We start from the raw sequence: 25,161 nt of genomic DNA, 5'->3' as shown, positions 1-25,161 counted from the left end.
TCCAAGGTCAGTATATCAAGCCCTCCCCCTCCTCCTAGGGACCACCACCGCCTTTAAGGCCCGTTTCTGGACCACCACGGTGGCCCCCTCCTGGGCGGCTTCACGGAAGGCACTGAGCCAAGCGTGGGTCTTGGGTGCCCGCCTGAGGTCCACGTCCAGGTACGGACCCAGGGCGGGGTCCTCTCCCAGCAAAAGGCCCACCTCTTCCTCCTCCCCGTTATCCTTGGCCACCACCAGGAAGAAACCCGCCAGGTTCTCCAGGTACTCCCGGCCCAAGCCCTTAGGCTTTGCGTACTCACGGAAGGTTTCGGGGAGCATGCCTCTAGCCTACCATACTGGGCATGAGTTGCAAGTATAGGCGTATAGGGATAGTATGAGGTTGCCATGGAAAGGAAGGTGCTGCTCTTCAAGGAGGAACGGCAGGTGGAGGCTTTTGCTCACGCTTTGGCCAGGGCGGTTCCGACTCCGGTGCAGATCCGGAGGGACCTGGGCTGGACCTGGCCGGCCCTCGAGGTGCAGGCCTCGGAGGCACAGCTTCTTGCTGCCGTCATGTGGGCAGGCTTTGAGCCCGTCCACGTGGTCGAGTAGCCTTCCAGCCCTTTCTCATCCCCAGAAGGACTGCCTTATCCTTCCGGGGATTTCTGTCTAGAATGGGAGCTATGAGGATCAACGGGAAAATCCGCCACCTGAACGCCCTTCTGGCCAAAGGGGCTTTTGCCCGTGTGGCCACGAGCCCCCTGGGCTGGGGGCTTCTTGGGGCCGGGTACTGGTTTTACCTGATGCGCATCATGCCAGGGGTAGCCCTGCTGGTGGCCGCTTTAATTCTCTTCTTCGCCCTGGCCATGGTCAAGGGCAACGCAGACCTGGCACGCCGTAAGCGGGAACCCCAATGGGCTCTGCTGGAGGAGGTGCGCCAGTTGAGGGAGGAGGTAGAGCGCCTGAGGAAGGGCCAATAAAACCTTTCGGCCCCCAGGTTTCCCCAGGGGCCTACTCGGTGGAGGTACAACATCAGGCCAGGCTCAGGCAGCCTAGGCCAGCAATAGCATTATATGCCCCTTGCCTCCCCGCATCAAGTAGTAGTACTATGCGGGTGGAGGTACAACATGAAGGCCATAAAGGACACGCTCAGGCTCATGGCAGAGGCGGCCCGGCCACTGGCCACGAGGGAAGAGGTCATGAGGGAGTTCTTCTGGTCTGGCGGGGGAGATGAGGCCCTTCTTCGGCACTACTATCCCATTGCCATGAAGAAGGGCCTGGAGAAGGCCCACCTGCTGGGTGACGAGACCCTCGACCTCATCCAGGAGGTGGCCTACCACATCCTGGTTACCCTCAAGGCCTGGAGGAGCGGGAGGAGGGAGCTGCCCTCCGGCAAGTGGATAACCTTCTGGGTTGAGGTGGAGGCGGACAGGGCCGTGCGGGAGTGGTTTTACCGCTCCCGGGGTATCGGCTACAGGTCCTCCCGACTGGTCGCCACCCTTAAGAGGACGGTGGCCAGGCTCCAGGCGGACCTTGGGCGGGAACCCCGTCCTGAGGAGATCGCCGAGGAGCTCGGGGTGCCCCAAGAGGTGGTGGTGGAAGCCTTGGCCCTCGCCGAGGCGGAGGAGATTCTGAGCCTTGACGACCACACCGAGGAGGGTACCCCCTACCGGGAGTTCCTCGCCCAGGAGGACGCCCACGACGCCTTTGAGTTTCTGGAGGAGGCGATCGAGCGGTACCGCCTCCGACAGAGGCTCGGGGCAGAGGAGGTGGATGCCTTCCTCAATGCCTTCCTCAACGGAGAGGCCCTGGAGGAGGAGCAGCTTGCCCAACTGGAAAAGGCCCTTAAGCAGGCCATGACCCAGACGCAGGCGGTATAGGCCAGCGACCTTGTCCCCTGGAAGGACTGCCTTATCCTTCCGGGGGTTTCTGTTTTTGATTGCCAACATAGCAATGAAGTGGTAATATGTGGATGGAGGTACAACATGAAAAAGGTCAGCGTAAGGCATCTCTTTTGGGCGGCCGGTAGGCCAGAGGGGTCCGTAGAGGAGGCCATAGAGGCTCTCCGCAGGCTCTGGAGGAGGGACGAGGAGGTCAAGCGGCTGATGGAGGTGGCGGCGAAAGAGGGTTACATCCTGGTGGACAGGGACTGCCCGCCTGCCTTTACCGCAGCCGTACAGGTCGCCCTCAATCGCCTCCGGGAGCGTATTGCGCCCTCCCCCTCTCCCACCGTGGTCCGGTTGGGTGAGGGCAAGAAGGAGCGCAAGCAGCCCAAGTCCAAGTCCTGGTCCTGGACCAGCCCTGAGGGGGTTAGGTACACCGTCTATCCTCACGACTTGCCCATGGCAAAGGACAGCCCCTACTGGGCCCTTCGGGACAGGAGGGTGCAGGAGGCAAAGGAGTGGGTGGAAAACTTCCTCTCCACGGGCCAGGAGGTCCTGGGGCCCTCGGCCTGGGAGGAAGCCCTGGAGTACGAGGACAACCCCCACTTCATGCGCAGCCTGTTGCCTGCTGACCTGGAGGAGAAGCTGCTCTTCTTGGGCTGGAAGGGAGAGCTTCGGGAGCTTCCCGCCTTCGTGGACCGCATCCCCACGAAGGAAAGGGAGCTGGCAGAGGCCATCCGCCAGGTGGATACCCTGGTGGACCAGGGGCAGGTAGCCGCACGGCGTGTTCACGATGGGTGGGAGGTCAGGAAGGCCAGAATAACTCAGGCACTCCTGGCCTTGGACAAGGCCGTGAAGCTGGTGGAGGAAGGGGAGTGGACCACCAGGGCTTTGATCTCCTTGGTGGCCCAGTTCGCCCCATTCACGCCTTCCGGTGCCAAGATCACCCGCCTAGTGGAGGAGATCGCCGTACTCCGGCACCTGGCCAAGGTCCTCGAAGACCTCATGCAGGCTCCCGTGAAGGCCGTCGCCTACCACGGCCCAACGGAAGTCGTTCTCACCGTCAACGCATACAAAGCGTAGCGTAGGCAACCTTTTCCCCTGGAAGGACTGCCTTATCCTTCCGGGGGTTTCTGTTTTCCGCAAGCCTCTTTCCCCCTCAAATGTTGCCATTTACCTCCCCCCTCCCCCCACCCGGCCCCGTTTTTGTTGTGCGCACCCCCTGGGCCGGGCACAACCTTGTGGTGTGCACCTCCTTGGCCGAGCACAACGCTGTGGTGCTCGCCCTCCAGCGTGAGCGTGGCGGTGTTGTGCTCATCACCTTAGCCGGGCACAACCAGGTAGTGCGCATCCCCTGGGCCGGGCACAACCTTGTGGTGTGCTTCGTGGGGGTGAGAGCTGGTGGGGCGGCCTTGGGGCTGGGCTGTCTTAGCTACACGGTTTTATAGGCCTCGAGCATCCAGGATCGTGTAGCTAAGACGCCCCCTTGCTCCCGAGCAACCCCTCTGCCCCGGTCCCGGCATCCCCACGCCAACCCTTCCAGGGCTAGGGGGGCCTGGCGGCCCCTCGGGGAAGGGTGAAAGGAGGTAGCCATGCAAGGAGCGCCGGTGACGGACAGGGTGCAGGTGCACCTCTCCAGGCAGCAACTTCGCCAGCTCTACAACCTGCTCAGGGCGGAGATAGATTGGGGGGACGGTCTGACCAAGGAGTTGGAGGCCTTGCGCCAGGAGCTCTTTGCCAAGGCCAAAGAGGCGGGCCTGGTCTTTAGGGAGGGCTACGCCTACGACAGGTAGGTGAGCCGGGGGCAGGGGCCATCCTGCCCCCTTTCTCCTTCCCAGGGGGGAGGAGAGGCTTAGGGGGCCTGGCGGCCCCTCGAGGAGGGGTGAAGGAGGTGCGTATGCGGTGTTCCGTGTGCGGAGGAGAGGGGGGTTTCTGGGACACTTGGGATGGCCGACCCCCCATCGGGGTCTGGGACGAGCCACCGGACTTCTACTGGATCGAGTGCCCGCACTGCTTGGGCACTGGTCGGGAGCCATCGCCTAAGGTGCGCAGGAGCAGGAAGCCCAAGGGCCGGGCGGTGGCCACCTGGGCCAGGGAGTGGTTGCCGGTGTTGCGGGGACCCCTGCCTTTGGACCGGTTGCTCTAGGGTTGGGCCTGGGGGGCCTTACGGCCCCCCGGGGAAGGGTGAAGGAGATAAAGGATGGCTTGGATCAAGGTCTTGCCCGGAGTGCTTTTGGTCCTCGGACTTGGCTTGTTTATCGCCAGCAGGCCGTGCGAACCCCTTCTCCTTTCCGAGGTTTGCGGTGCCCCCACTAAGGGGGCGGGTTATTTGGCCCTGACCCTGGCCGCGTTAGCTACCTGGGCCATGCGAAGGGTGGAGTAGGTTGCCCGTCTGGCCGGGGGGCCTGGCGGCCCCGCGGAAAGGGGTGAGAGAGGAGGTGGACGATGCTACGGGAGGAGCTGCTGGCAAGAGGAGGCCTTCCTTGGGAGGAGGCCAGGGCCTTGGCCTACGAGGAGCCGGGGGTGTACAGCCTCCGGGTGGGGGATGAACTCCACCTGATAGGGCCTAAGGGCTTGTTGGCCCGGTTGGACCTTAACGGCATCCTCCTTTGGATTGCAGATGAGGAGGTGTGGGATGAAGAAGGGCTCTAAGGTCCATGAGATTTTGGCGGAGCTGGCCAGCGAGGGGAGGCTCCTTACCCTTGAGGCCCAGGACCTGTTGCGCGTGCAGCAAAAGGGGCAGGCCCTGCTGTATGGCGAAGCGGAGCTCAAAGCCTACCTCCAGGAGGTGCGCCGGGTGCGGGAGGCTCTCTATGCCCTTTCGGTGAGGTGCAAGGCTCCCTTAGGGGCCTTACGGCCCCACGGGAAAGGGTGAAAGGAGGAAGAGATGGTAATCATCGCTAACGGAAAGACCCTGAAGGTGCCCGAAGGTGTCCTGGAGGAAGTGCTCCTCCGGGCTCTACACGGCTCCGGCTCCTTGGATGAACCCGACGGGGTGGACCTCCTCATCCACCGCCTCCTTGAGTTCCTCTCGCAGGAGGAGAAGAAGGTCCTCGTGGGCCTTGCCGGGGAGGACTGGCTGGAACTGGAAGCCCTGGTTTCCGTGGACCAGGGGGAGCTCCGGGAGCTCAGCGACGTCCTGGAGAACGAAGAGGTGGCCCGCACCCTCTGGCAAAGGGGGGCCGTTGAGGTGGTCTAGGACCTAGACCCGGGGGGCCTGGCGGCCCCTCGGGGAAGGGTGAAAGGAGGCAGGGATGAAACCCTTCAAGGAGAGGATGATCGGGTTCTTGAATCGCCTGGAGAAGGCAAAGGACTTGGTGGAGAGGGGCAAGGTCTACCCGGTGGGGGGCCTTCCGGACGTCTTTGTTGTGGAAAGCCAGGAGGGCGGGGGGTTCTACCTGGTGGACCTGGGGCGGGAAACCTGCACCTGTCCCGCATGGACAAACGGCAAAACACGGCCATGCAAGCACATGGTGGCCTCGGCCCTGTATGCCTGGGCCTTGGGAGCCCACCCCGAGGAAGGGGAGAGGACGTACAGTGTGCATGCCGTGGCTTGAGGAAGAGATATGAGCCTAAGAGGAGCCTTGGCAGCGGCAGCCCTGGCCGCACGGCGGAAGGGAAGGGGAGAGGTCCTCTCCCCTTCCGAGATTGCGGAGGCCTTTCTGGCCCGGCGGCAGGAGCGCCGGGTCAGGCGCATCCGCCTTGACCTTACACGCCAGACCAAGAGGAAGGCGTAGGCGGTTCATTTGGGGCAGGGGCCCCAAAGGAGGCGATATGGTCAGGTATCAGGCACCCGATGTGTACAGCCAAATGCTGGCTCGGTCCGAGGAGGATACGGCGATCCTGGCCCGGTGGGTTAAGGCCTACAGGGAGGCCAGGCAACGGAATCTGCCTCCCGAGGAAGCATGCCGGGTGGCGGATCGGGAGGCGGCAGAGGTAAGCCGGAAGGTGTCTTAGAAAAAAGAGGGGGAGTGGGGGAGCTATAATCCCCCGGTTTCCAAGATAGCCCTACGGGCTGACCAAGCCGGGGATACGTGGGTCAGCGAAGCTACATGCGACCGGAGGGAGCTTGGCTCCCCCACGGGCTCCGAGGGAGCACATAGCCTAGTGGGCGGCGGAGTCGTCACCTACATGCTTGATCTGGATCTGGGGGGCCTAAAGGCCCCTCGGTGAAAGGAGAAAGGAGGTTGGAGATGAGCCAGAAAGCGGTGTTTGAGGCTCTCCGGGTACCCTTCCCGGAGGAGGTCATCGACGTGAAGGTGCAGACGGTCGCCAGGGACGGGCGCCGGGGCCAGGTCGTCGCCTACGTGGACGCTCGGGCGGTGATGAACCGCCTGGACGAGGTGGCGGGCGCTGAGGGGTGGTACGACACCTATGAGGTCCTGGCCGACCGGCTGGTACCGGGGCGCAACGGGGAGGAGCGCCTGGTGGAGGTGAAGTGCCGGCTAACGGTCCTGGGGGTGACCAAGGAGGACGTGGGAGAGGGGGACACCCTGAAGGCGGCCTTTTCCGATGCCCTGAAGCGGGCGGCGGTGAAGTTCGGCGTGGGCCGCCACCTTTACGAGATGGAGAAGGTCTGGGTAGAGCTGGACGAGCGGGGCCAGTTTGACCGGGAGGCGGCCAAGGCGGCCCTGTTGGGGCGGAGGTCCACGGGCAAGGTGCCTAACCAGACCCCTAAACCGGCCACCGAAGCCCAGATCCGCTTCCTCCGCCGCTTGGGTTACCCGGAGGAAAAGATGGTGGGCCTGACGGCGTCCGAGGCAAGCCAGCTCATTGACGAACTCACGGGCTCTGCTGGCAGGTAGCGGAAGGGGGGGTTAACCCCCCTTTCCCGGAAAGGAGGAAAACCATGATGGAGCTCTACCAGGCTCTACAGGAGCTACGGACGGCAATCCAGGAACATGCGGAGGCCGCCATCGCAAGGCTTCGGGCCAAGGAAGCCCTGGAGGAAGCCCTGGCCCGGGCAATGGTGGCGGGAGAGGTCCAGGGGCGGAACGAGGAGGAGCGGAAGGCTAAGGCCCGGACGCTTCTCGCCGACTACTACAAGGCTGTCACGGAGGCAGAGGAAGCCCTTATCTGGGCCAAGGCCCGGTTGGACATCGCCAAGTACTGGGTGGAGGGGCTAAGCGCCCTGGCCCAGGGGGGAAAGGGGGAGGTCCTCTAACCCCCAAGGGTGGGGGCTGGGCCCTGGTACGTGCGCGAAAGATCACTTTCGCGAACGTGGGTACGGGATAGTGGGCTAAAGCTAAACCCGTCAACGGTTGTCGGGATGGAAAGGTACCATGAGGTGGAGGTGATTGAAATGTGGAAGGTCTATCGTGAGGTGGCACGGGACCGGCTCGGCGTAGGGATGCCCGAGGATGCGGACGTCCAGAAGTTCTACCGGGAGACCGATGCCAGGTCCGCATTTCGCCGGGCGGTGAACGCCCTCCTGGAGGAGGGCTTTCACATCAGCCCAGAGGTGGTGCCGGGGGACATGGAGGGTGTCGTTGACTGGGTCGGCTTAGAGAGCGGCGACGCCGTGGCCTTAATAGTTCTCTCCAGGGTGGAGGAGGACCTCTAGCCCGGCAGGTGAGGGAGGTGTACGGTGAACCATTGGCGAGCGGTGTTGATTCATCAAAAGGGTGGGGTCTTGCCCCTAGGTGGCCACACGGATTGGCGACTAGCCCTGGCCAGGTGCTTGGAGCATGTGGCCACCATTACCCCAGGCCGGTATCGCCTGGGCGAGGTGGGGATGGACCTGGTGGGCGGTGAGGCCCTGGTCTTTGCCACGTTGGAGCACCCTCAGGGTGGATGGATTATCAACGCCGTAGGACCGAAGGCCGATCCCCCCACCCTCGAGGAGGCCCAGGCTACACTGAGGAACTGGGGCCTGGAAAGGGAAAAGCAGGTTTTGCTTGACAGAGGGGAGAAGGAGGAGGTATGAGGCCAGAGAGGCTACACTTGGCTATCCGGGAGTTTCCGTACCCAGGGCACAATATCCCGGGCCTTTGCGATGTGGACATCTACGCTTTACCAACGGGGGAGGCCCTGGTGCTCCTGAGGGACCAATGGAACCACAACGGGCCTAGTGTCATCAACGCCATAGAAACCGTGGCCCGTTTGGTTAGGGATGCGTTCCTGGTCCCCTTCGGTGTGCAGGGTCCCGTTGTCTGGATGGAGTGGACCCGGAGTAGCTCCCTTTATGGTGGATGGGCCACCGTCGGCGTGGTACAGTGGGCCGATCCTTCTGAACTGAAAAGGCCAGAATGGCAAATACCCAGCCAGGTGGAGCTGGTGCAGATATTGGAGCGCTTTGGCGCCATAGAGGACTTTAGACGCTGGATCACGGAGGGGACCATCCTGCCGAGCAACTTCCCCCAAGATATGCGGTAGGTTAGCCCTTCCTGGATGGGGGTGGGGATTTCCCCACCCCTTAGCTTTTTGGGGAGGCGTAATGGGACGGTTGATCCGTATCGTGGTGCAGTTTAGGGGGGAGAGCGTCTTCAGCTTTTACACCCAAGAAGGTCAAGAAGCAGATGACCTCCGCCGCTACCTGGCCCTGTTTCCCGGCAAGAAGGTGGAGCGCATCGAGGAGCAGGTGTACGACCCCTCCCATCCCAGGCGGTTTCGCTACCTGGTGCGGGAGGACCTAATGGAGGTGGTGGATGGGACGGGAGATTGAGAAGCGGCTTGCCTTTCTGGGAAGACCCCTCTTCTGGGGTTTTTGCGACCGCCCCTTCCCCTTTGTGCCCTGGGAAGGGCGCATGGTGCGCCTGGCCCGGGAGATGCGGGTTGAGGGGGGTGTGGTCTGGTATGAGGTGCTAGCCGAGGAGGGAGAGCGGCGGGTGCTCTATGCCCTGGAGTTGGGCCGGTCCTGATGTAGGGGGAGACAGGGAAGGGGCCTTAGCGGGCCTCGCAACCCCTGTGGGTTTCCAAAGAACGGGCGGGGGGTGGTATCATGTAGCTAAGATGCCATCCTCTCCCACCCCCCGCCCCCGTTCCCTCCTGCTCACGGAGCTCCACCACCTCGAGGTCCAGATAGAGAGGGAGCGGGAGGAGTTGAGCGCCATGGTGCCGGTCCCCGTGCACTGGCGTCAAGTAAAGTGCGGCAAGGAAAGGTGCAAGAGGTGCCCCCACGGCCCCTACCCCTACCTGCGGGTGAAGAAGGAGGGAAGGTGGCGCTGGCAGTACCTGGGCAAGGGGTGGCAACCGCCGGAAGGCTTCACCCAGGCGGGGGAGTTCCGCAAGCGCCTGGCCCGCTACCGCCGCCTGGTGGAGAGGCTGGTGAACCTTAGGGAAGAGATCAGGGAGTGGGGGGAGGAAGAATGACCAAAGGGCGCCTTCTTTTCGTCTTGGTTCTAGCGATACCCCTTCTCCTTGCCCTGGCCCAAGGCCTTATCGTGGGCCGGGTCAGTGTGGTGGACGGGGACACCCTGGAGATCAGGGGCCAGCGGATCCGCCTCTGGGGCATTGATGCGGTGGAGAGCTCCCAGACCTGCAGAAGGGCCGACGGCTCCCTCTGGCCCTGCGGCAGGCGGGCCGCCTTTGCCTTGGACGACTTCTTGGGCCAGCGCACGGTCCGGTGCCAACCCAAGGGCAGGGACCGCTACAGCCGGGTGGTGGCGGTCTGCTGGGTGGGGGAGGTGGAGGTGAACCGCTGGCTGGTGCTCCAGGGCTGGGCCCTGGACTACACCCCCTATTCCCGGGGCGCCTACCTGGACGCTCAGGAGGAGGCCCGAAGGAACAGGCGGGGCATCTGGCAAGGGGACTTCACCCCGCCCTGGGGGTACCGCAGGGGGGCGGGGAGCCCTCCCTCAGCGGGCTCTTACGGAAGGGGAGGCCGGTGCGACCCCAGCTACCCCACGGTTTGCATCCCCCCACCCCCGCCGGACCTAGACTGCACGGACATCCCCTACCGGCGGTTCAAGGTCCTCCCACCTGACCCCCACCGCTTTGATCGGGATGGGGACGGCATCGGGTGTGAGCGCTAGGCCTACCCTGCATCCTCCAGCCCAAGACCGGCCCCGAGGCTTCGCATCCCCGTCCAGTAGGCCACCTTGTCCCTGGGGTAGCCCGCCTGCAGGTAGCGCCGGATGGCCCGCCAGCGGAGGCGCTTGCTGAGGCTATTTCTGGCCTTCCCCTCCTCCCGGTACCCGGCCAGTTGGGCCAGCTCCTGGAGAAGCTGCACCAGGATGGGATAGGGCAGGGGCTTGCCCCGGGAACGGGTGGGGGCGGGGTTGAGGAGGAGGTGCGGGTAGGGGATGGGCTGGTGGCCCGCCAGGTAGTCCCGCAAGGGGAGCCAGTCCCGTAAGGTGGCCTGGGCCAGGGGGGAAAGGGGGACCTCCCTCAGGGAACGGCCCCGCACCACAAGCCGCTCCCCCTTCAGGTCGTCCCGCCAGAGGTCCGAAGCCTCCCGCAGGCTCAGCCCCACCTCCCCCAGGAGGACCAACAAGACCCGGAGGAGGGGGCGCCAGTGGGCGGGGTTGAACTCCTCCGCCTTGCGCCAAAGCCTCTCCCAGGCCTCCTCGGGGAGGGGGACCCGCCCGGAGAGGAGGGCGAAGCGGCGGGGCGGGTACTCCACATGGGGGGGCATGGGGTGGCCCGCCCACTCCAGGAAGGGCCAGAGGTAGCCCAAAGCCCCCCGGGCCCGCTCCACCGTGGCCGGGGCCAAAGGACCCTTAGGCCCCCCGGGGAAGCCCCTCTCCTTGATCTCCAGGAGGTAGGCCCGGATGTCCCCCGCCTCCAGGGCTGGCCAGCGGCGCCCCTTCTGGGCCAGCCAGAGGACGAACCTTTCCACCATGTGGGGCACCACGGGGTCCGGCTTCTTGCGGTGGCGCACCAGGTAGGCCCAGACCCCTTCCGCAAGAAGCCTCTCGTTCCAGGTGGCCAGGGCCTCCCCCACCCGGCGGTGCCTCTCCTCCGGGAGGTCCCAGGCCTCGAGGGGTAAGGGTACAAAGGAGCCTCTTGGCATGATTTCGCCCTTCCACATCCTACCACACCAAGGCCTCCTTCTCTCCCCACTCCAGCCCCCGTCCCCCACGCTCTTCCCCACCCCAAGGGTTTGCAGCCTCGGCTGGTGGCGGGGGGTGGAGGGGTTGAGGAGCGTATATGCCAAGGGAAACAACGCTTATGGGTGTGTAAGAAAGCATAAGTTGCTATAATCCAGTATTATGAGCCGTACTCTGTTGCTAGCATGGGCGCTCCTCTGGATCGGGAAAGGCGTGGCCCAGACCTGCACGGTGCAGTACACGCCCCCTGATTACCGGGAGCTTCCCCTGGGCCAGCCCTCCCTCAGCCTGCAGGTGTCTCCCAACAGCCTCACCCAGCCGGGGAGCTTCAGCGTCTTGGCCAGTACCAACGCTCCCGGAGCCACGGCCTGGGTGCGGGTTTCCTGGTCCGGGGGGCAGTTGGCCGTAAAGGATGTGGCCTGGGGCACCCCGGGCTACGACCCTCCCCTCAAGGGGGCCAATGGAAGCCAGTGGGTACAGGGGTGCCCCAGCGTTTCCGCCTCTACCCGGTCCCTGGACGACCGGGACAACGGCAAGCACACCTTCCAGGCGGAGGCCTTCGTCTACTGGCGGGAGCAGTGGGCCAACTTCCAGTGCACCACCCAGCGGTGGAATGGGTCCAGTTGGGAAACGGATACCTACACCGGGAGCTACCAGGTCAGCCCTCTATACTCGGCGCCCCCCTACTGCACGGAGGTGCCCAACAGCCGCTACTGGACGGTACGCTCGGGGACCATCACCGCCACTGGGACGGCCTATGCCTACATCTCCTGGGAGCAGAGGCCAGGTATGGACTATGACGCCGCTCTGGCGGAGTTTGCCCAGCGCATTGGGGAGGATCACAAGCGGGCTACCGCAGGAATGCTGGCCTACGCCTACGCCAAGGAGATAAACGAACCCGTACGGGGTGCCTTAAGCCGGGTGGCCCAGGGGTACTTCTACGACTGCAACTGGCTAGGCATCTGCAACCGAGCGGACCCCGCCGGGGAGGTGAAGATACTCACCGATGTCCCCAGCATCCTCTCGGGTCTCCTCTACACGGGGAGGCTATGCGGGGGGTTCATCACCTTCTGCTTCGGCGGGCAGAACTCAAGGGGGGCCGACATAGGCCCCAAGGTGGAGATTAAGACCTTCCTCATGGTCAAAGGGTGGCGGCACGACTACCTCCTCCTGGACCGGCTCATCCCCCGGCGCTACTACGACCCCGCAGACCGGGAGTACCCCGGGGTGCCAGAGGAGGAGCGGCAACAGGTCCTCCAGGGGTGCCGCCTCTACAAGGACACCCAGGAGGGGCGAAGGTGCCTGGCCCTGGTGGAAACCCCCACGGGCATCGTGCCCACCCTGAAAGGCCTCCTCATGATTGACCCCATGTTCCAACGGGGGAGGCAGTACCCGTAAGGAGGTAGGATGCGTCGGTTTGTCCTTATCCCCTTCCTCTCCCTGGCCCTGGCCCAGGTGGGCCTTTTGGACGGCCCCAGGCCCCCCACAGAGGTGCGGGGCTACCTGGAAGGCAACGCCCAGGAGGGCTACCGGGTGCGGGTGGAGTTTCTCCAGGAGACTGGGGGCAACCCCATCCAGGGGACCAGCTACCAAGGGCTCGGCTGGAACGGACGGCTTTACCTCTGTCCAGGGGCTTGCGATACCTTCACCCTGCAGGGCTTTGTCCTGGGAAGCTACCCCAACGGGCAGGTTTACGACCTTTGGGACAGCCAAAACCGGTTGCGGGGCAAGGCTGGGGTTACCACGGAGTACGACACCCAGAACCGGCCCTACCGCTACCGGGTGGAGTACGCCGTCTGGCCCCTATCCGGGACCAAAGCCTGGCAGGCTTCCCCGGACAACCCCGTGCCCCTGGAGACGGGGGGTTGGCTTACGGCGAGGCCTCCCGGTGGGAGCCCGGAGCGCTACCGCTACCCGGGAATGGAGGGCTACCAGCCCTCTTCCGGGGGAAGCATTTTTGCGGGCATCTCCCCCGCTGACCGGGACCTGGCCAGGAAGACCCTCATCGACTCCATGGCCAAGCTGAGGGCCTTCTACGGACGCCAGGCCCGGGGGGCGGAAATCTGGTTCTTCGTTCCCGAGGTTTCCCCCTGGACCGTCCAGCTGGCCCAGGAGTACACGGGCCAGGTAGGGGGTGCTGTGCGGTTTGTGGTGCCTGAGGGCACTGCCCGAAACTACTGCCCCACGAGCTACCGGAACGATGGGCGCTTCCATGTCCTGCCCAAAACCAGCCTGGACAAAAAGGACAGTCTGGCGGTGATATGGCCGCCCCAGGGGGCAGGGCAAAAGGGAGCGGCCATGGCCGGGCGGTACCTGGTGGATCGGCCCGACTGGCCGGATGGCCCCGACTGCCTGAACCAGACCCTGGCCCTGGTGCCCACGGCCTCGGACCTGCCCGAAGCCCGGGCCTACCTCTACGGGTGCATCTCCCAGGGGAACCTGAAGGCCAGGGTGGAGTTTAAGGAAAAGACCCTAGGGAACCCTGTCCCGGTCCTTAACCTTCCAAGGTTTTCCTACCTGTGGACATACCCCGGGGACTGGAACGGAAAGGCCCAGTTCAATCTGGGGGACACGGCTTCAGAGGAAATCCGCATTAGCCTGCCCAGTCCGGCTCCCACATCCTGGACCCGGGTGGAGCCGGCCCTGGATGCCCAAGGGCGGAACCGGGGGTATGCCCAGGTGCAGGCCCGGTTGCAGTGGGACCTGGATAGGGACAACCCCCAATCCGTCACCTACAAGGACCAGACTAAACCCCCTTACCAGTTTTCCTTCAGCCAAGATTTGGGCAGTGGCACAGAAACCTTCACCTTGTGGTGGACTGACCCCACCTTTGGCACCCGCCAGAGATGCGGCTTTATACCCATTTGGGGAGAGGCCAGCTTCCCAGTTACATGCGATGTGGAGGATGCCAGCGGGAGAATACGGGGCACAGCTACGGTAACCAGGGAGACGAGTTGGTTCTTGTTTATTCCCTCATACCGCTACAACTACTCCATTCAGCTTTACCCCTGGAAGCAAACGGTTAGCAGTTGGAATGTGTACTGGTACCTCTCCTGGTGGCAGGTTACCTGGCGGGCGGCCACCGACAACGACCGGCCCGTGGAGGCCGGGGGCTATGTAACCGCAGAAGGCCGGCGGTACCGCATCCCCGGCCTGGAGGGCTACCTCCAGCCCCAGGGCAAGGAGATTGAAGCGGTGGAGGGGGACCCCTACCTTACCTACATCACCCGTAGCCTCCTGCCCGACCGCAACCCCTACGGGGGCCTAAACCGGGGGGAGGCCAAGGAGTGGTACAAGCCCCTCTCCCAGTGGTGCCGTGAAAGGGGGTTGTGATGCGGTGGAGTGTTCTGTTGCCCTTAACCCTGGTGGCCCTGGCCCAGACCCCAGGACCCAGGTACGAGGACTGGACCCGGTACCTCCTCTCCCAGCCGGACTACCGGCTGGAGCAGATGCTGAAAGGGCAGTGGCCTTATGTGGAGGTCCTGAGGAAGGACCGGTTGCGGGACTACCAAAAGGGCCAGTGCGACCCCCAGAAGGACCCCAACGGGTGCCAGGGGCGTCTACCCTGGGCTGAAGCCCAGGCCCATGAGTTCCGCCTGCCCATGTCCAGCCTGGAGGCCACCCGGGAGGTGGCCAAGGACCTCAGGCGGGCATGGCAACGCTTTGAGGAGCGGTATTACTGGCGGGTCATCACCCAACTGAACAACCCCGCCTTCTACCTGGCCTACTGCGGCTTTGGCCTGAAGGGGCCGGACCTGGACCCGCCCCTGCCTCCCTTCCGCCTCAATGTGCCTTCCGAGAGCCTGGACACCGCCATGCTGGGCAAGCTCACCCCCTTTGACCCGGAGCAGATGGCCTCGGCGGGGCTCCACAGCCTGGACCGGTACCTCCCCATCCCGCAAATCCCCAAGGAGGACTTCTGCGACGACCTGGGGCTGGAGCTTTTGCCCATCATGTACATCCCGGGGTTCAAGGTGGTCCTGCAGGGGTGGGAGGTGTTCCGCACCCCCGGGTATCCCTCCAGACCCCTCTGGTTCAACGGGGATGCCGCCGATGCCCGGGTGAAGGCGGCCATGGAACACGCCTGGCAAAAGTACTACCCCGAGTACCTGCGGGAGGTGGCGGAAATCCTCCTCCGGCCTCGGCCCTCGGACCCGGGAAGCTTCGTGGCCAACCTGGGGGTAACGGACTTCGCCAACCTGGGAGCCCCCAAGGTCTACCTGCCTGTCCCCTGGCAGGGACACCTCCTGAACGGCGGGGCGGTAGTGGCCCCGGTCTACACAGAGCTCCTCCCCAGGGACCCCCAGGTCCTCTGGAACACTTTGGAAAACATCTGGAACATTTACAAGGGGCTGATAGACCGGGCGGGGAGCGAGGTGGAGAAGGTGTACTACTATGTGCACTTCTACCGCTCGGCAAGGACCCTGTACAACAGCCGGGCCTTCTACGGCATTCCTGGGATAGCCGACACCCTGAAGACGAACCTCGTCCGCCTGATAGAGGCCCCTTTGCGGAACCTCACCCAGGGGATACCGGTCCTAAGGAGTTGCACGGGAAGCCTGGACGAAGTAGCAGGTTGCGCCGCCCAGGCCTTGATGCGGATAGATTGGGCCCTCAAGGCGGGCAATGACCTCACGGAACTCACCGGGGGCAAGCCGCAGAACGAGCCCATCAAGGGGGAAAGGGAAAGCCCTGGCCTCTGGAAGTTTGAGGAGGCCAAACGGTGGTTGCCCCCAGCTTCCTTGCCGGTCTACGAGAGCTTCGGCTACACCACCTCCTTCCAGGCCTTCAACATCCTGGAGGCCACCAATGTGCCCGATATGCGCAACATAGACCTGTCGCAAATCAATCTAGGCAACTGGATAGGCTGGGCCTGGAACCAGCTATCCCGGCTCATCGTGTACTGGCATGTGCCCATCACCATCGACATCCGCGTCGAGTACTGTCCCCCCTGTGTCCTGGCCTACCCCTCCCCGCCCCTGGAAGGCCCAGCCCAACCCCTGGGCGTGCCCCCCTACACCCTGCCCTTTGTGGCGGAGCGGACCCACTGGCGCTGGGTTTCCGTGCCGGAGGGGTATGAGATACCCGGGGTGAAGGGTACCCCCTACAAGGTCCTTGGGGACCTGGGAGGGATTGGGCCGGACCTCTCCGTCCTGTACCGGCCCCTCATTGGGAGGTGATATGCGTAAGGTCCTGGTGATAGCCTTTTTGGCCCTTGGGCCAGCCCTGGCCCAGTTTGACTGGCTTTCGGGCCTGGACTGGGGAGGCATCAGCAACAACCTGCAACAGGTGGGGGCGGTGATGAGTTGCAACCCCACTTCCTTGGGCCAGCTGGACTTCAGCCAGCCCAGCCTGGTGTTCCGGACGGTGTACAAGGTTACCAAGTGCACCCTCTGCCTTACCCTCAAGATGTGCGGCTTCCCGGACGATATGCTCTACCCCGCCGGGTGGAACGAGGTGCTCCAGGGGTTTAACCGGGGGGACATCATGGTGGTGGGCTCGGGAAGCGGAGTAGAGGCCCTTTTGGACTACTTGGTGTTGGTGGCCCGGGGTGGGGCCTGCCAGAACATCTCCTACGGGGGGGTGCCCATCTACACCTGCCCCCCTGGGGGGATGCAGATTGCGAAGGCCTATGTGGTAACGGACAGCCAAACCGCCAGGCGGCTCAAGGAGAAGCTGAAGACCCTCAATGACCCCAACCTCTTCAAGGTGGTGGGGGTGGGCGGGGAGCGGGACAGTCCGGAGCTCTCCCGGGTTTTGTTGGGCCTGCCCCTGGTGTGGTCTGGGGGGAAGCCTTACCTGTTTGCCCCGGGGTATTCCACCCCAGACCGGTGGCTCTGGCTTACCTTTGACGGGCCGGTGAGCTCCAAGGTGGCCCTGGTGGTGAACCTGGCCACCCGGTATGTGGCGGATGCTGCCCGCAGGGAGGAGGAAACGAAATGAGGCGTTGGCTACCCCTACTGGTCCTTCTCCTGGGGGTGGGCTTGGCCCAGGGGTTGCCCCAGGTGCGGGAGGTGGATGAGGACACCTTCTACTGGTTCGTGGTGAACCAGGTGCGGGAGGCCTTCGTGGTGGGCTTGCCCCCGGAACGGATTGGGGAGGCCCTGAAGGGGAAGCGGGTTACCCTGGTCCTGGGGAGTGAAAGGCCCTCCGCCTGGGCCAGGGAGGCCAAGGTGGTGCGGCTGGGGGGAAGCCCCTTTAGCGGGGGGTTTATCCTGGCCGATGGCCGGTGGTTCCTAGGCCGGAAGGTGGAGAAAGGGAAGGCGGTTTGGGTTATCGTGGACAGCCCCCAGGTGGTGGCGGTGCTCCGGGGGTACTTTTCCCTAGCGGTGCGTTGATATGGTGCTGACCTGGTCTGGAGAGAGGAAGCGGGTGGTGTACGAGGGTGAGGACATCGGGGTCCTGTACCTGGTGGAGCCCCGGTGGGGAAACATCCGGGGGTACTGGCTGGCCCCGGAAATGGTGGAGCCCATTCGCTTGGGAGAGTGGGCCACATTAGAGGAGGCCTACGAGGCCATGGATCGGTTCTTCCTGGGGCTGGTGGGGGGTGAAGGTGAAGACGAGAGCCCTTAAGTGGGGGATCTTGGTCCTGGCCCTATACCTGGTGGGGTGCGACCTCACCCCACCGCCCCGGCTGAGCCTGAGCCTGGCCAACCCCACCCTGTTGGTGAGGGAGGGAGAGGAGGCCACCCTGGTGGTGCGGGTGGAGGGGCAGCGGGTGCGAGAGGTGGAGGTGGGGGTGGAGTTCCCCTTCCCGCCCCCACCCCAGAAGGTGGCGCCTTCGCCTTCGGGGGTGGAGGTGGTCTTCCGCTTCCGGGCCCCCCAGGGGAGCTACCAGGGGCGGGTGGTGGCCCAGGGGGACGGGCTTAGGCGGGAGGCCCCCTTCTCCCTGGAGGTGCTCCCCGGTCCCGAGGTGGCCCTCGAGGGGGTGGTGTATGTGACCACGGCGGGGGTATCCCCCCAGGCCCTGGCAGGCTCCCAGCTCCACTACTGCCCCACGGGATGCCCAGGCGTACCCCTTGGGGGCGGATGGTACCGGATGGAGGGGCTGGCCCCCTTGGGCACCCGCCCCAGCCTGCCCGACCGCAGGGTCCAGGCCATGGGGGGTGAAGGGGAGCCCCTTTTCCCCCAGCAGTGGAACCTCCCCCTGGCGGGCTTCCCCGAGGCTTGGCCCCGAGGGGATGGCCGAGGGGTGGTGGTGGCTGTGGTGGACACGGGGGTCCTCCAGGGGCACCCGGACCTACGGGAGGCCCTCCTGCCGGGCCTGGACCTGGTGGACGGAGACACCGACCCCGAGGACGCCGGCACGTACCACGGCAGCCATGTGGCAGGGATCGTGGCCGCCTCGTGGAATGGCGAGGGCATGGCAGGGGCGTCCCAGTCCTCCATCCTCCCCATCCGCATCCTGGACGCCAGCGGCAACGGCAGGGAGAGCGACCTCATGGTGGCCCTCAGGTGGGCGGCGGGGATACCTGTGCCGGGGCTTCCCCAGAACCCCTATCCGGCCAAGGTGATCAACCTCTCTCTGGCCGGGGAAGGGAGCTGCAGCGCCCCTTTGCAGCAGGCCCTGGACGAGGTGCGGGCCCTGGGGGTGCTGGTGGTGGCGGCGGCGGGCAACTTCGCCCGGGATTACCGGAGCTTCTTCCCCGCCAACTGCCGGGGCGTCCTGGCAGTGGGAGCGGTGGGACCCCAAGGCGAGCTGGCCGGCTACTCCAACCGGGGTGCCCCCCTCCTGGCCCCAGGGGGCAATGGGGGCCAAGGGGTGCTGGGACCCACCTGGTCCCAGGGTTTCGGCTACCGGACCATGCAGGGCACCAGCCAGGCGGCCCCCCACGTGGCGGCAGCGGCTAGCCTCCTCTTTTCCCGGGGGGGGACCCTCGAGGGGGTGGAGGGAGCCATTTTGGCAGGGGCCCTCCCGACTCCTGCAGGCAACCTCCTACGGGCGGACCGGGCGCTGGAGGCCCTAGAAGGGAGCGGGGTGGCCTTGCAGGTGGAAGGGGAGCTGGCCCTTGCCCCTGGCCAGGAAGGAAGCATCCCCGTCCAGGTTCTCTCCTCGTTCCCGGTGCAGGTGGAAGTGCGGCCCGAGGGGGGGCTTTCCGCCTACCTCTCCCCTAACCCGGCCCAGGGACAGGCCTTCTTGCGGGTGCGGGCGGGTTCAGGCCTGGCTCCGGGGCAGTATACCATCGGGTTGGAGGCGGGGGTGGATCCCACCGCCCGGGCCACGGTGGAGGTGGAGGTGAGGGAGGGGGCCAAGAGGGTGGTCTTGGAGGCCTGTGCGGATCTGCTTGAAGCAGGGGGGTGCCAGGTCCTCATCCTGCCCCAGGAAGGAGGCCCCTTCCGGCTGGAGGCCGCCCCTGGGCTTGCCTACCACCTGCTGGCCTTCCTGGACACCAACGGGAACAGTTCCCTGGACCCGGAGGAACCGCGGGCGGGCGTGAGGGTGGCGGCGCCGGCTAGGGGGGTAAGGTTGGTGCTGCAGTAGAAGGAGTCCCTGATGGCCGTCTGGTCAGGGTGTGGGGCATGGCCCTGGCTGGGTATCCCACCAAGTTCCGCCGATGTGGCACCCGGGACGACTGCCCCCTACACCCTTCAAACCCCCTCTCAGGGCTTCCATATACCTCTGCAAACCCCCGTTCTCAAGCCCAAGCACCTCACAGAGAACCTTTGGCGGCTTTTGGATGACCCTTTGGATGCGGGTTGAGGGGGAGCTCTCTAGTAAGTACAAACCAAACAGAGGGCGTGGTGGCTCCTCGGACCCTATTTGGGGCTTCAGGGATAGGAGACCCAAAACAAACTCCCCCTCCACAAAAATGTCAAGAGCCCCCGAAGGACTCAGCGGGTGGTAAGGCCGGGGCTGTCTTTTAATTGCCTCAGGCAGAGCTTCCCATGTGGCACCAGGGTTTATAAAGAGATAGTTATAGATTTGCCCAGAAAGGGGGTCGCACTGTTTGTGTTTTAGGGAGAAAAACGTCTCGAGGCCAGCATAAACGGTATCCCGAAGATGCGGAAGCCATCTTCTCTCCTCTCTCCCGTAGGTTAAGTACGAAAGAACACTCAAGTACCTTGGCCGGGAATGAAAGTAGGCCAGGATGCCCACGTGGTACACCGTGAGAAGCAAGGCGTAAAGCCGTACTTTGGGGGCTACGAGGCTGTAACGGGTAATGAAGTCCGGCACAGCCCCCAAGGCGCTAAGACCTTGGAGCACATTCAGGGTTACGTTTGCGTACCTCTCCTCATAGTCCCTTTCCACCAATGTCCCTAGGCCTCGGAGAAAAGGAAGGGTATGTTTTTCCACCTTCTCAATAGCTTCGGCTAGCTCTGTGTCATCTTCAAAAGTCCAGGAGAGCTGAGAAAGAGCCTCCCAAAGGTCGCCAGCTTCCTTGTTTAGAGCCTCCTCTATTGGGTCAAGGGGCATCATTGAGCGTACCACTTCCTCTAAGGAAAAGTCTTTCTTCCCCAACCGGGATAGCTCAGCCCCATTGGTGGTGGCCTGGGGGATGTTCCGGGCGGAGCGACTCCTATTCTCCTTGCTTAGGGTAGAGGTAAATGTCCGAAAGAAATCACCCAAGCTACTACCAAACAGTCCGTCAAGGGCATCTATCCTCCCGGAAAGCCGACTGATCCTGTTATCAAGGGCATCCATTCTGCCGGCAAACTCCTGTCTTAGGGCTGAGACGAAGTTCCGCCGAAACCTATCGTAGTCCTGAGCCCGAGCAGGGGTGATATTGGAGCCCACCCTCACCCAAACCGAAGCTGATCCTTGCGGATCATAAACGTGAGGTTGGTCGATGCTGGGTCGGATCAGCACCACCCAAAACGTAACCCCGTTCTCCGCGAATTTGTAAACCTCAAACACGGGCAAAGGCGCTATGAGATTCTTTAGCTTCTGCTCCAGCTTGTCCTTTACCTTTTCCTCGTTTGATGCCTCCTGAGGGCTGCCAAAACCCGGTTCCCAGGCATCGTAACCGACAACCTGACCGCCCTCTACCCCAATCAGGATGAAGCCATGGTTGCGAAACTTCTCGTTGGCGTAGATCCCGCCGTCCGTGTCATCCGTGTTGGCGATAGCTGAAACGAGCTTGGCCATCTTATCGTCACCAGGGTAGCTCCTTTTGAACTCCACCTTAGGGCCCTCGTTCCTCCCGAGTAAATGGAGCGCTTCGGCTTTAACTGTTTCCCTCCAATTATCAGCCATTTACTCATTAGTTTAATCCAGGTTGCTACACTGACAGTTGTCGAGACCGAGGGTTGAAGCCAGGGGAAGGTCAACTGGAACTCGTTGAGAAACCTCCAGCATCAGCTGCCTGTGCCCTCTGTTCCCCAACCGTCCAGTCTTCCCAGGATGCAGGGCATCCCTGGCTTAGCGCCGGAATCTACGCACGGGGAAGCTCTCCCACGGAACCTGGGTAAGCCGATCCCCTAGTGCATCCAGATAATCTATGTCCTGTTCGTCGTCTTCCTCATGTGGGCGGTTGTAGCCCACAGCCACGTTCAAGCATTCGGGGACGACGTCTCTAAAGGTGTAGCTATCCGTGCGCCCAGCCTTGTCGCCTGCGATATGTCCCAACTTCTCCTCTCCCAGGAACAGGGCAAAGCCCATCTACGGCAAAAGGGAGTGGAGGTACAGGACCAGGGCTACCCTGGCTTTGTCGTCCGCAAATATGGCACCATTCTTTCCCCTCAGGATGCCTTGCGAAAATGACCAGTCGTCAGCTTCCTGGACATAGTCGACTGTGTCCAGGTGAGCAGCGAGGATGACCTCGGCCTCGGGGCGCAGAACCCAGGGGTAAGAGCTCCTGAATAAAAATCTCACTGAGCTCCATGCCTCACCTCCTTAAGCAAATGCCTCCAGGAGCAGGTGGTGGGCGTAGACGGCCCAGAACTCCTGGTCCATCCGGCCTCGTTTAGCCCCTGTCCAGGCCCGGTACACCCAGCCGGAAGCCCTATCGCCCTCCTTAAAGTCTCGGGGAAGGAAATCCCCAAGCCCCACAGGAGGTAGGCCCCGTTCCGCCGCCCACTCCCACCAATCCAGCCACTCCTTCCAAAAGGGCCGGAAGTAGCGCAGGCGCCAAAGGACTTCCTTCAAAACCGCCTCCACCTGGGGAAGGACCCTAAGGGCCTCCCCCAGGTGGGCGTACCCCTGGTACTCGGGGGGCTGGTCCTGGATGAGCCGCTGCACCCAGCGGGCCTCCCTGCCCCGGAAGCGGTCAAAGGCCACCCAGTTGGCCAGGCTCTCCTCCACGATCCGGCCCCAAAGCTCCTTGTAAGGGGTGGGGCCGGTGTCCATGAGGGCGTGGGCTAGCTCGTGGTAGTACACCTTGTCCAGGACCAGCTGGGGGTCCACCCCAACCCTGTATGCCCAATCCAGGATCCGCTCCGGGCAGAGGAAGATGGCCGGGCCGTCGGGCTTGGGAAGGGAGGGGGCATCGCCCTGGGAGAGCAACCTGCTCCACAAGGCATCCGCGGGAGGGTCCCCCAGGTAGAGGCCCACGGCCACCACCTCCTTGTACCGCCTATATCCCTCCCCTTCCACCGCCTCCAGGCCCCGGAGGGCATCCTCCTCCCCGACCTCCTCCCTTTCCCTCCTCCTCTCCCTCTGCCGCCGGACCCAGTTGCGCACTGCCTCCGGGTCCAGGAACCGGAGGCGCTCCTGGGGGTAGAGGAGGTCCATCTGCCCCGGGTTCACCAGGAAAACGGGAAGGGAGACGGCCTTCCGGCCCATCCCCGGGTCCATGCGCTCCCAGAGAGCCTCCCGGGTGAAGTCCAGCTGGTGGGCCTCCTGTGAGCCCAGGTCGGTTAGCCGAATAGGTAAGCTCATATTCCCTCCTTCCGCCCCATCCTACCCCAGGGGGTAGAATGCCGCCAAGGAGGGGTTCTCTATGAAAAGGTTCTCCCTGGGGAGCCTGGCAGTCCACGTCTGGGGAGGTTGGGGAGAGATCGGGGGAAACCAGATCCTCCTGGAGGCGGAGGGGGGGAGCCTCCTCCTGGACTTCGGCAAGCCCTTTGGCCGTTGGGGAGGGCACTTCACCGAGTTCCTGGGGCCCCGGGACCGGCTGGGCCTCCGGGACCTCCTGGCCTTGGGCCTCCTGCCCCCCATCCGGGGCCTCTACCGGGAGGGGGCGGGGGATACCCTCTTCCCCTCGGACCTGGAGCGGGGGCTCCTCAGGGAGGGTGTGGACGGGGAGAGGGTCCTGGCCCTCCTCCTCTCCCACGCCCACCTGGACCACACGGGGAGCCTGGGCTACCTGCGCCAGGACCTCCCGGTGGTGGCCAGCGCCGCCACCGCCGCCATCGCCAAGGCCATGCAGGATACCTCCCGGGTGGGAGTGGAGGGGGAAGCCACCTACCTGAGCCCAAGGGCCCTTAATGCGCAAGGGGTGCTGGGGGGGGACCGAAAGGCCTACCTGCGCCGCCCCTTCCGCCTCCTCCACGGGGGGCTCCGGACTTTTCCCCAGAAAAGCCCCGCCAAGACCAAGTCCCTGGAGGGCCACCCCTGGCAGGAGGCCTCCTCCCCCCTCTCCCTGGGTCCCTTCCGGGTGGAAGCCTTCCCCGTGGACCACTCCATCCCCGGGGCCCTGGCCTACGCGGTGGATACCCCCGAGGGCCTGGTGGTCTACACCGGGGACCTGCGCCGGCACGGCCGCTGGGCCTTCAGAACCGAGGCCTTCCTCCAGGCCCTGAAGGGGCGGGAGGTCTTCCTCCTCCTGATGGAGGGCACCCGGCTGGGAAGCCCGGGGAAGGCCCGCACGGAGGAGGAAGTGAGGGAAAACCTCCACCGCCTCCTGGCCAGGCACCCCGATGTCCCCATCGCCGTGGACTTTGCCCCCCGCAACCTGGAACGCCTCCTCTCCACCCTGGAGGTGGCAGAGGAGCTGGGCCGCAGGCTGGTGGTCACCCCCAAGGACGCCTACCTCCTATGGGGACTGGGGGAGGTGGAGCTCCTGTGGCAGGGGGTCCTGGGGAGGGTCCTGGTCCTCCAGGAGGCCAAGGCCCGGCAGGAGGGCTGGGAAGAGGCCCTCTGGAAGGAGGCCGGGGCCAGGGCCGTGACCCTAGAGGCTATCGCCCAGGACCCCGGGGCCTACCTCCTGGCCTTTGGCTTCTACGAGGTGAATCGCCTCCTGGACCTGAGGCTCCTGGAGTCCCGGCTGGGCCGCACCTCTAAGCAGGGCATCTACGTGTTCAGCAACTCCTACTGGGCGGACCAGGAGCAGATCCTGGACCTGAAGGTGCTCCTCAACTGGCTTAAGGCCCTGGACTTCCAGCTCCACCCTCCAAGCCTGGCCAGCCTGCCCCCGGAGGCGGCGGAGGTGGACAACCCCTACCACACCTCGGGCCACGCCCCCGAGGGGGACCTGGTGGAGGTGGTGAGGCGCCTGCGGCCCCGCTACCTTCTTCCCATCCACACGGAGCATCCCCATGCCTGGCGGGAGGTGCTGGGGAAGGGGGAGACTGAGGTGCTGCTGCCGGAGGGGTGAGAGGGGAGGCCCCTTTGGGGGCCCAAACGGCAGGTCGCGCTTCCCGCACCCATCCCATCCGGACCAAAGGAGTAGGAGGGACAAGGGGCCGATAGGCCCCGCCTGGTGGTCCATCCGGCGCTGGGGACGCTAGACGCTTCCCGGGAGGATAGGGGCCAGGGCCCTTGACGCCCTCAAAGGTCTACGGAACGTACGCGCAGCCCACGTCATACATCGGTCTCATCCAGAAGTTTCTGGAACAGCTTGGCAATATACTGGTCATCCTCCATGAACAAGATGTTGTGCTCCTTAAATTCCTCCTTTGAGTGCTGCCCCGTGCCGAAGGTTTTTCTGATTTCCTCAAAGGGGCTCGTGGAGAGGATAAAGGAGGTCAAATGCACCTCCCCTGGCCCACACCCACCCTGTTGCCTGTCCTTAAGTTCCTGTTGTAGCCTTGGCTCTAATGCCTTTAGGTACTCGCGCAACCTCACTTTTGGATCATGGAAGCCGCCTCGAGCCATGCGCAGGCCATGGGGGTCAATAAAGGCTATCCACTGCTGCCTGTCCTGAAGCACCCACAAGATGAAGTCGGGATAGAAGGCTTCACCCTCCCCAGGGTCAAAAAAGCCAAGCCCCTTGCCGCGAGCCAGGTTCCGCAGCAAGAAGACCTCCTTGTCCTCAAACTCTGACCCATGGGCCTGCAGGAAGCTTCGCAAATCTGTGACAAACTTGGCCTCCCCTTCGTTCAGTGCCGGCGGGGTGCTTTTCACGCGACGGTCGCTTTTCAGCAGGGGGAGGTATAGGTGGCGGTCAAAGTGGATATTGGGGAAATCTTTTACATCCTTCGTGTAGATCTCG

At 64.0% G+C, this 25,161-nt stretch carries 34 protein-coding genes; 29 read left to right on the top strand and 5 right to left on the bottom strand.

Annotation, left to right across the window (positions count from 1 at the left end):
* Positions 1 to 15 precede the first annotated feature (15 nt).
* On the bottom strand, positions 16 to 318 hold the full coding sequence (locus DK874_RS08455) for a hypothetical protein (RefSeq protein WP_114313587.1): 303 nt from the start codon (positions 316 to 318) through the stop codon (positions 16 to 18).
* A 66-nt stretch (positions 319 to 384) separates the two neighbouring features.
* Here DK874_RS08455 and DK874_RS08450 point away from each other — a divergent pair, with 66 nt between their 5' ends.
* From DK874_RS08450 to DK874_RS08345, 21 genes are all read left to right on the top strand, one after another.
* Positions 385 to 588, top strand: coding sequence for a hypothetical protein (locus DK874_RS08450; protein ID WP_114313586.1), 204 nt, complete (start codon positions 385 to 387; stop codon positions 586 to 588).
* A 71-nt stretch (positions 589 to 659) separates the two neighbouring features.
* On the top strand, positions 660 to 956 hold the full coding sequence (locus DK874_RS08445) for a hypothetical protein (protein WP_114313585.1): 297 nt from the start codon (positions 660 to 662) through the stop codon (positions 954 to 956).
* Between the two features lie 147 nt (positions 957 to 1,103).
* Positions 1,104 to 1,856 (top strand): sigma-70 domain-containing protein, encoded by a 753-nt coding sequence (locus DK874_RS08440; protein WP_114313584.1) that lies wholly within the window; start codon positions 1,104 to 1,106, stop codon positions 1,854 to 1,856.
* Positions 1,857 to 1,961: 105 nt separating this feature from the next.
* The gene (locus tag DK874_RS08435; RefSeq protein WP_114313583.1) at positions 1,962 to 2,942 is read left to right on the top strand and encodes a hypothetical protein; all 981 of its coding nucleotides are present in this window, start codon (positions 1,962 to 1,964) and stop codon (positions 2,940 to 2,942) included.
* Between the two features lie 509 nt (positions 2,943 to 3,451).
* Positions 3,452 to 3,652 (top strand): hypothetical protein, encoded by a 201-nt coding sequence (locus DK874_RS08425; protein WP_114313581.1) that lies wholly within the window; start codon positions 3,452 to 3,454, stop codon positions 3,650 to 3,652.
* A 407-nt stretch (positions 3,653 to 4,059) separates the two neighbouring features.
* A complete protein-coding gene (locus tag DK874_RS08415; protein WP_114313579.1) occupies positions 4,060 to 4,242 on the top strand; it encodes a hypothetical protein in 183 nt (60 codons plus the stop codon).
* A gap of 62 nt (positions 4,243 to 4,304) precedes the next feature.
* On the top strand, positions 4,305 to 4,511 hold the full coding sequence (locus tag DK874_RS08410) for a hypothetical protein (RefSeq protein ID WP_114313578.1): 207 nt from the start codon (positions 4,305 to 4,307) through the stop codon (positions 4,509 to 4,511).
* Entirely contained in the window at positions 4,495 to 4,734 is a 240-nt protein-coding gene (locus DK874_RS08405) for a hypothetical protein (RefSeq protein WP_114313577.1), read from the top strand. Before DK874_RS08410 ends, DK874_RS08405 begins: the two co-directional genes overlap by 17 nt.
* Before the next feature lie 12 nt (positions 4,735 to 4,746).
* Positions 4,747 to 5,058, top strand: a complete 312-nt coding sequence (locus DK874_RS08400; RefSeq protein ID WP_114313576.1) for a hypothetical protein — start codon at positions 4,747 to 4,749, stop codon at positions 5,056 to 5,058.
* Between the two features lie 55 nt (positions 5,059 to 5,113).
* Positions 5,114 to 5,416: an SWIM zinc finger family protein gene (locus tag DK874_RS08395; protein ID WP_114313575.1), complete on the top strand. Its 303-nt coding sequence runs from the start codon at positions 5,114 to 5,116 to the stop codon at positions 5,414 to 5,416.
* A 9-nt stretch (positions 5,417 to 5,425) separates the two neighbouring features.
* A complete protein-coding gene (locus DK874_RS11660) occupies positions 5,426 to 5,596 on the top strand; it encodes a hypothetical protein (RefSeq protein ID WP_162798759.1) in 171 nt (56 codons plus the stop codon).
* Between the two features lie 37 nt (positions 5,597 to 5,633).
* Positions 5,634 to 5,816 (top strand): hypothetical protein, encoded by a 183-nt coding sequence (locus DK874_RS08390; RefSeq protein WP_114313574.1) that lies wholly within the window; start codon positions 5,634 to 5,636, stop codon positions 5,814 to 5,816.
* 236 nt (positions 5,817 to 6,052) lie between these two features.
* Positions 6,053 to 6,664 (top strand): Rad52/Rad22 family DNA repair protein, encoded by a 612-nt coding sequence (locus DK874_RS08385; protein WP_114313573.1) that lies wholly within the window; start codon positions 6,053 to 6,055, stop codon positions 6,662 to 6,664.
* 44 nt (positions 6,665 to 6,708) lie between these two features.
* Positions 6,709 to 7,023 carry a hypothetical protein gene (locus tag DK874_RS08380; protein ID WP_114313572.1) on the top strand — a complete coding sequence of 105 codons (315 nt, stop codon included), beginning with the start codon at positions 6,709 to 6,711 and terminating at the stop codon, positions 7,021 to 7,023.
* A 138-nt stretch (positions 7,024 to 7,161) separates the two neighbouring features.
* Positions 7,162 to 7,422: a hypothetical protein gene (locus DK874_RS08375; protein WP_162798758.1), complete on the top strand. Its 261-nt coding sequence runs from the start codon at positions 7,162 to 7,164 to the stop codon at positions 7,420 to 7,422.
* Between the two features lie 126 nt (positions 7,423 to 7,548).
* Positions 7,549 to 7,785, top strand: a complete 237-nt coding sequence (locus tag DK874_RS08370; protein ID WP_240307643.1) for a hypothetical protein — start codon at positions 7,549 to 7,551, stop codon at positions 7,783 to 7,785.
* The gene (locus tag DK874_RS08365) at positions 7,782 to 8,234 is read left to right on the top strand and encodes a hypothetical protein (RefSeq protein ID WP_114313570.1); all 453 of its coding nucleotides are present in this window, start codon (positions 7,782 to 7,784) and stop codon (positions 8,232 to 8,234) included. The genes DK874_RS08370 and DK874_RS08365 overlap by 4 nt, the downstream gene beginning before the upstream one ends.
* A gap of 61 nt (positions 8,235 to 8,295) precedes the next feature.
* Positions 8,296 to 8,523: a hypothetical protein gene (locus DK874_RS08360; protein WP_114313569.1), complete on the top strand. Its 228-nt coding sequence runs from the start codon at positions 8,296 to 8,298 to the stop codon at positions 8,521 to 8,523.
* On the top strand, positions 8,507 to 8,719 hold the full coding sequence (locus tag DK874_RS08355; protein WP_114313568.1) for a hypothetical protein: 213 nt from the start codon (positions 8,507 to 8,509) through the stop codon (positions 8,717 to 8,719). Before DK874_RS08360 ends, DK874_RS08355 begins: the two co-directional genes overlap by 17 nt.
* Before the next feature lie 91 nt (positions 8,720 to 8,810).
* Positions 8,811 to 9,170, top strand: coding sequence for a DUF6788 family protein (locus DK874_RS08350; RefSeq protein WP_114313567.1), 360 nt, complete (start codon positions 8,811 to 8,813; stop codon positions 9,168 to 9,170).
* Positions 9,167 to 9,832, top strand: a complete 666-nt coding sequence (locus DK874_RS08345) for a thermonuclease family protein (protein WP_114313566.1) — start codon at positions 9,167 to 9,169, stop codon at positions 9,830 to 9,832. Before DK874_RS08350 ends, DK874_RS08345 begins: the two co-directional genes overlap by 4 nt.
* A 2-nt stretch (positions 9,833 to 9,834) precedes the next feature.
* Here the strand turns inward: DK874_RS08345 and DK874_RS08340 are convergent, their stop codons facing one another.
* Positions 9,835 to 10,812 carry a site-specific integrase gene (locus tag DK874_RS08340; RefSeq protein ID WP_114313623.1) on the bottom strand — a complete coding sequence of 326 codons (978 nt, stop codon included), beginning with the start codon at positions 10,810 to 10,812 and terminating at the stop codon, positions 9,835 to 9,837.
* A gap of 199 nt (positions 10,813 to 11,011) precedes the next feature.
* Here DK874_RS08340 and DK874_RS08335 point away from each other — a divergent pair, with 199 nt between their 5' ends.
* From DK874_RS08335 to DK874_RS08305, 7 genes are read left to right on the top strand one after another with little or no spacing between them, the layout of a single operon-like run.
* Entirely contained in the window at positions 11,012 to 12,247 is a 1,236-nt protein-coding gene (locus DK874_RS08335; RefSeq protein WP_114313565.1) for a hypothetical protein, read from the top strand.
* Between the two features lie 9 nt (positions 12,248 to 12,256).
* Complete coding sequence (locus tag DK874_RS08330) at positions 12,257 to 14,182, top strand: hypothetical protein (protein WP_114313564.1); 1,926 nt, start codon at positions 12,257 to 12,259, stop codon at positions 14,180 to 14,182.
* The gene (locus tag DK874_RS08325; protein WP_114313563.1) at positions 14,182 to 16,029 is read left to right on the top strand and encodes a hypothetical protein; all 1,848 of its coding nucleotides are present in this window, start codon (positions 14,182 to 14,184) and stop codon (positions 16,027 to 16,029) included. The genes DK874_RS08330 and DK874_RS08325 overlap by 1 nt, the downstream gene beginning before the upstream one ends.
* Position 16,030: 1 nt before the next feature.
* Positions 16,031 to 16,792 carry a hypothetical protein gene (locus DK874_RS08320; RefSeq protein ID WP_114313562.1) on the top strand — a complete coding sequence of 254 codons (762 nt, stop codon included), beginning with the start codon at positions 16,031 to 16,033 and terminating at the stop codon, positions 16,790 to 16,792.
* The gene (locus DK874_RS08315; protein WP_114313561.1) at positions 16,789 to 17,187 is read left to right on the top strand and encodes a hypothetical protein; all 399 of its coding nucleotides are present in this window, start codon (positions 16,789 to 16,791) and stop codon (positions 17,185 to 17,187) included. The genes DK874_RS08320 and DK874_RS08315 overlap by 4 nt, the downstream gene beginning before the upstream one ends.
* A gap of 1 nt (position 17,188) precedes the next feature.
* Positions 17,189 to 17,422, top strand: coding sequence for a hypothetical protein (locus DK874_RS08310; RefSeq protein WP_114313560.1), 234 nt, complete (start codon positions 17,189 to 17,191; stop codon positions 17,420 to 17,422).
* A complete protein-coding gene (locus tag DK874_RS08305) occupies positions 17,403 to 19,331 on the top strand; it encodes a S8 family serine peptidase (RefSeq protein WP_240307642.1) in 1,929 nt (642 codons plus the stop codon). The genes DK874_RS08310 and DK874_RS08305 overlap by 20 nt, the downstream gene beginning before the upstream one ends.
* Before the next feature lie 24 nt (positions 19,332 to 19,355).
* Here DK874_RS08305 and DK874_RS08300 read toward each other — a convergent pair whose 3' ends face one another.
* Both DK874_RS08300 and DK874_RS08285 read right to left on the bottom strand, forming a co-directional pair.
* Positions 19,356 to 21,044, bottom strand: a complete 1,689-nt coding sequence (locus DK874_RS08300; RefSeq protein WP_114313559.1) for an AlbA family DNA-binding domain-containing protein — start codon at positions 21,042 to 21,044, stop codon at positions 19,356 to 19,358.
* A 639-nt stretch (positions 21,045 to 21,683) separates the two neighbouring features.
* Positions 21,684 to 22,667, bottom strand: a complete 984-nt coding sequence (locus tag DK874_RS08285) for a hypothetical protein (RefSeq protein ID WP_114313556.1) — start codon at positions 22,665 to 22,667, stop codon at positions 21,684 to 21,686.
* Positions 22,668 to 22,728: 61 nt separating this feature from the next.
* Here DK874_RS08285 and DK874_RS08280 point away from each other — a divergent pair, with 61 nt between their 5' ends.
* Positions 22,729 to 24,324 carry an MBL fold metallo-hydrolase gene (locus tag DK874_RS08280; RefSeq protein ID WP_114313555.1) on the top strand — a complete coding sequence of 532 codons (1,596 nt, stop codon included), beginning with the start codon at positions 22,729 to 22,731 and terminating at the stop codon, positions 24,322 to 24,324.
* Positions 24,325 to 24,530: 206 nt separating this feature from the next.
* Here DK874_RS08280 and DK874_RS08275 read toward each other — a convergent pair.
* A partial coding sequence (locus tag DK874_RS08275; RefSeq protein ID WP_205387570.1) for a hypothetical protein occupies positions 24,531 to 25,161 on the bottom strand: 631 nt, incomplete at its 5' end.

Source organism: Thermus caldifontis, from assembly GCF_003336745.1.
Classification (GTDB): domain Bacteria; phylum Deinococcota; class Deinococci; order Deinococcales; family Thermaceae; genus Thermus; species Thermus caldifontis.
Note: the sequence above shows the minus strand (reverse complement) of the source record. Positions and strands in the feature narration are given on the sequence as shown.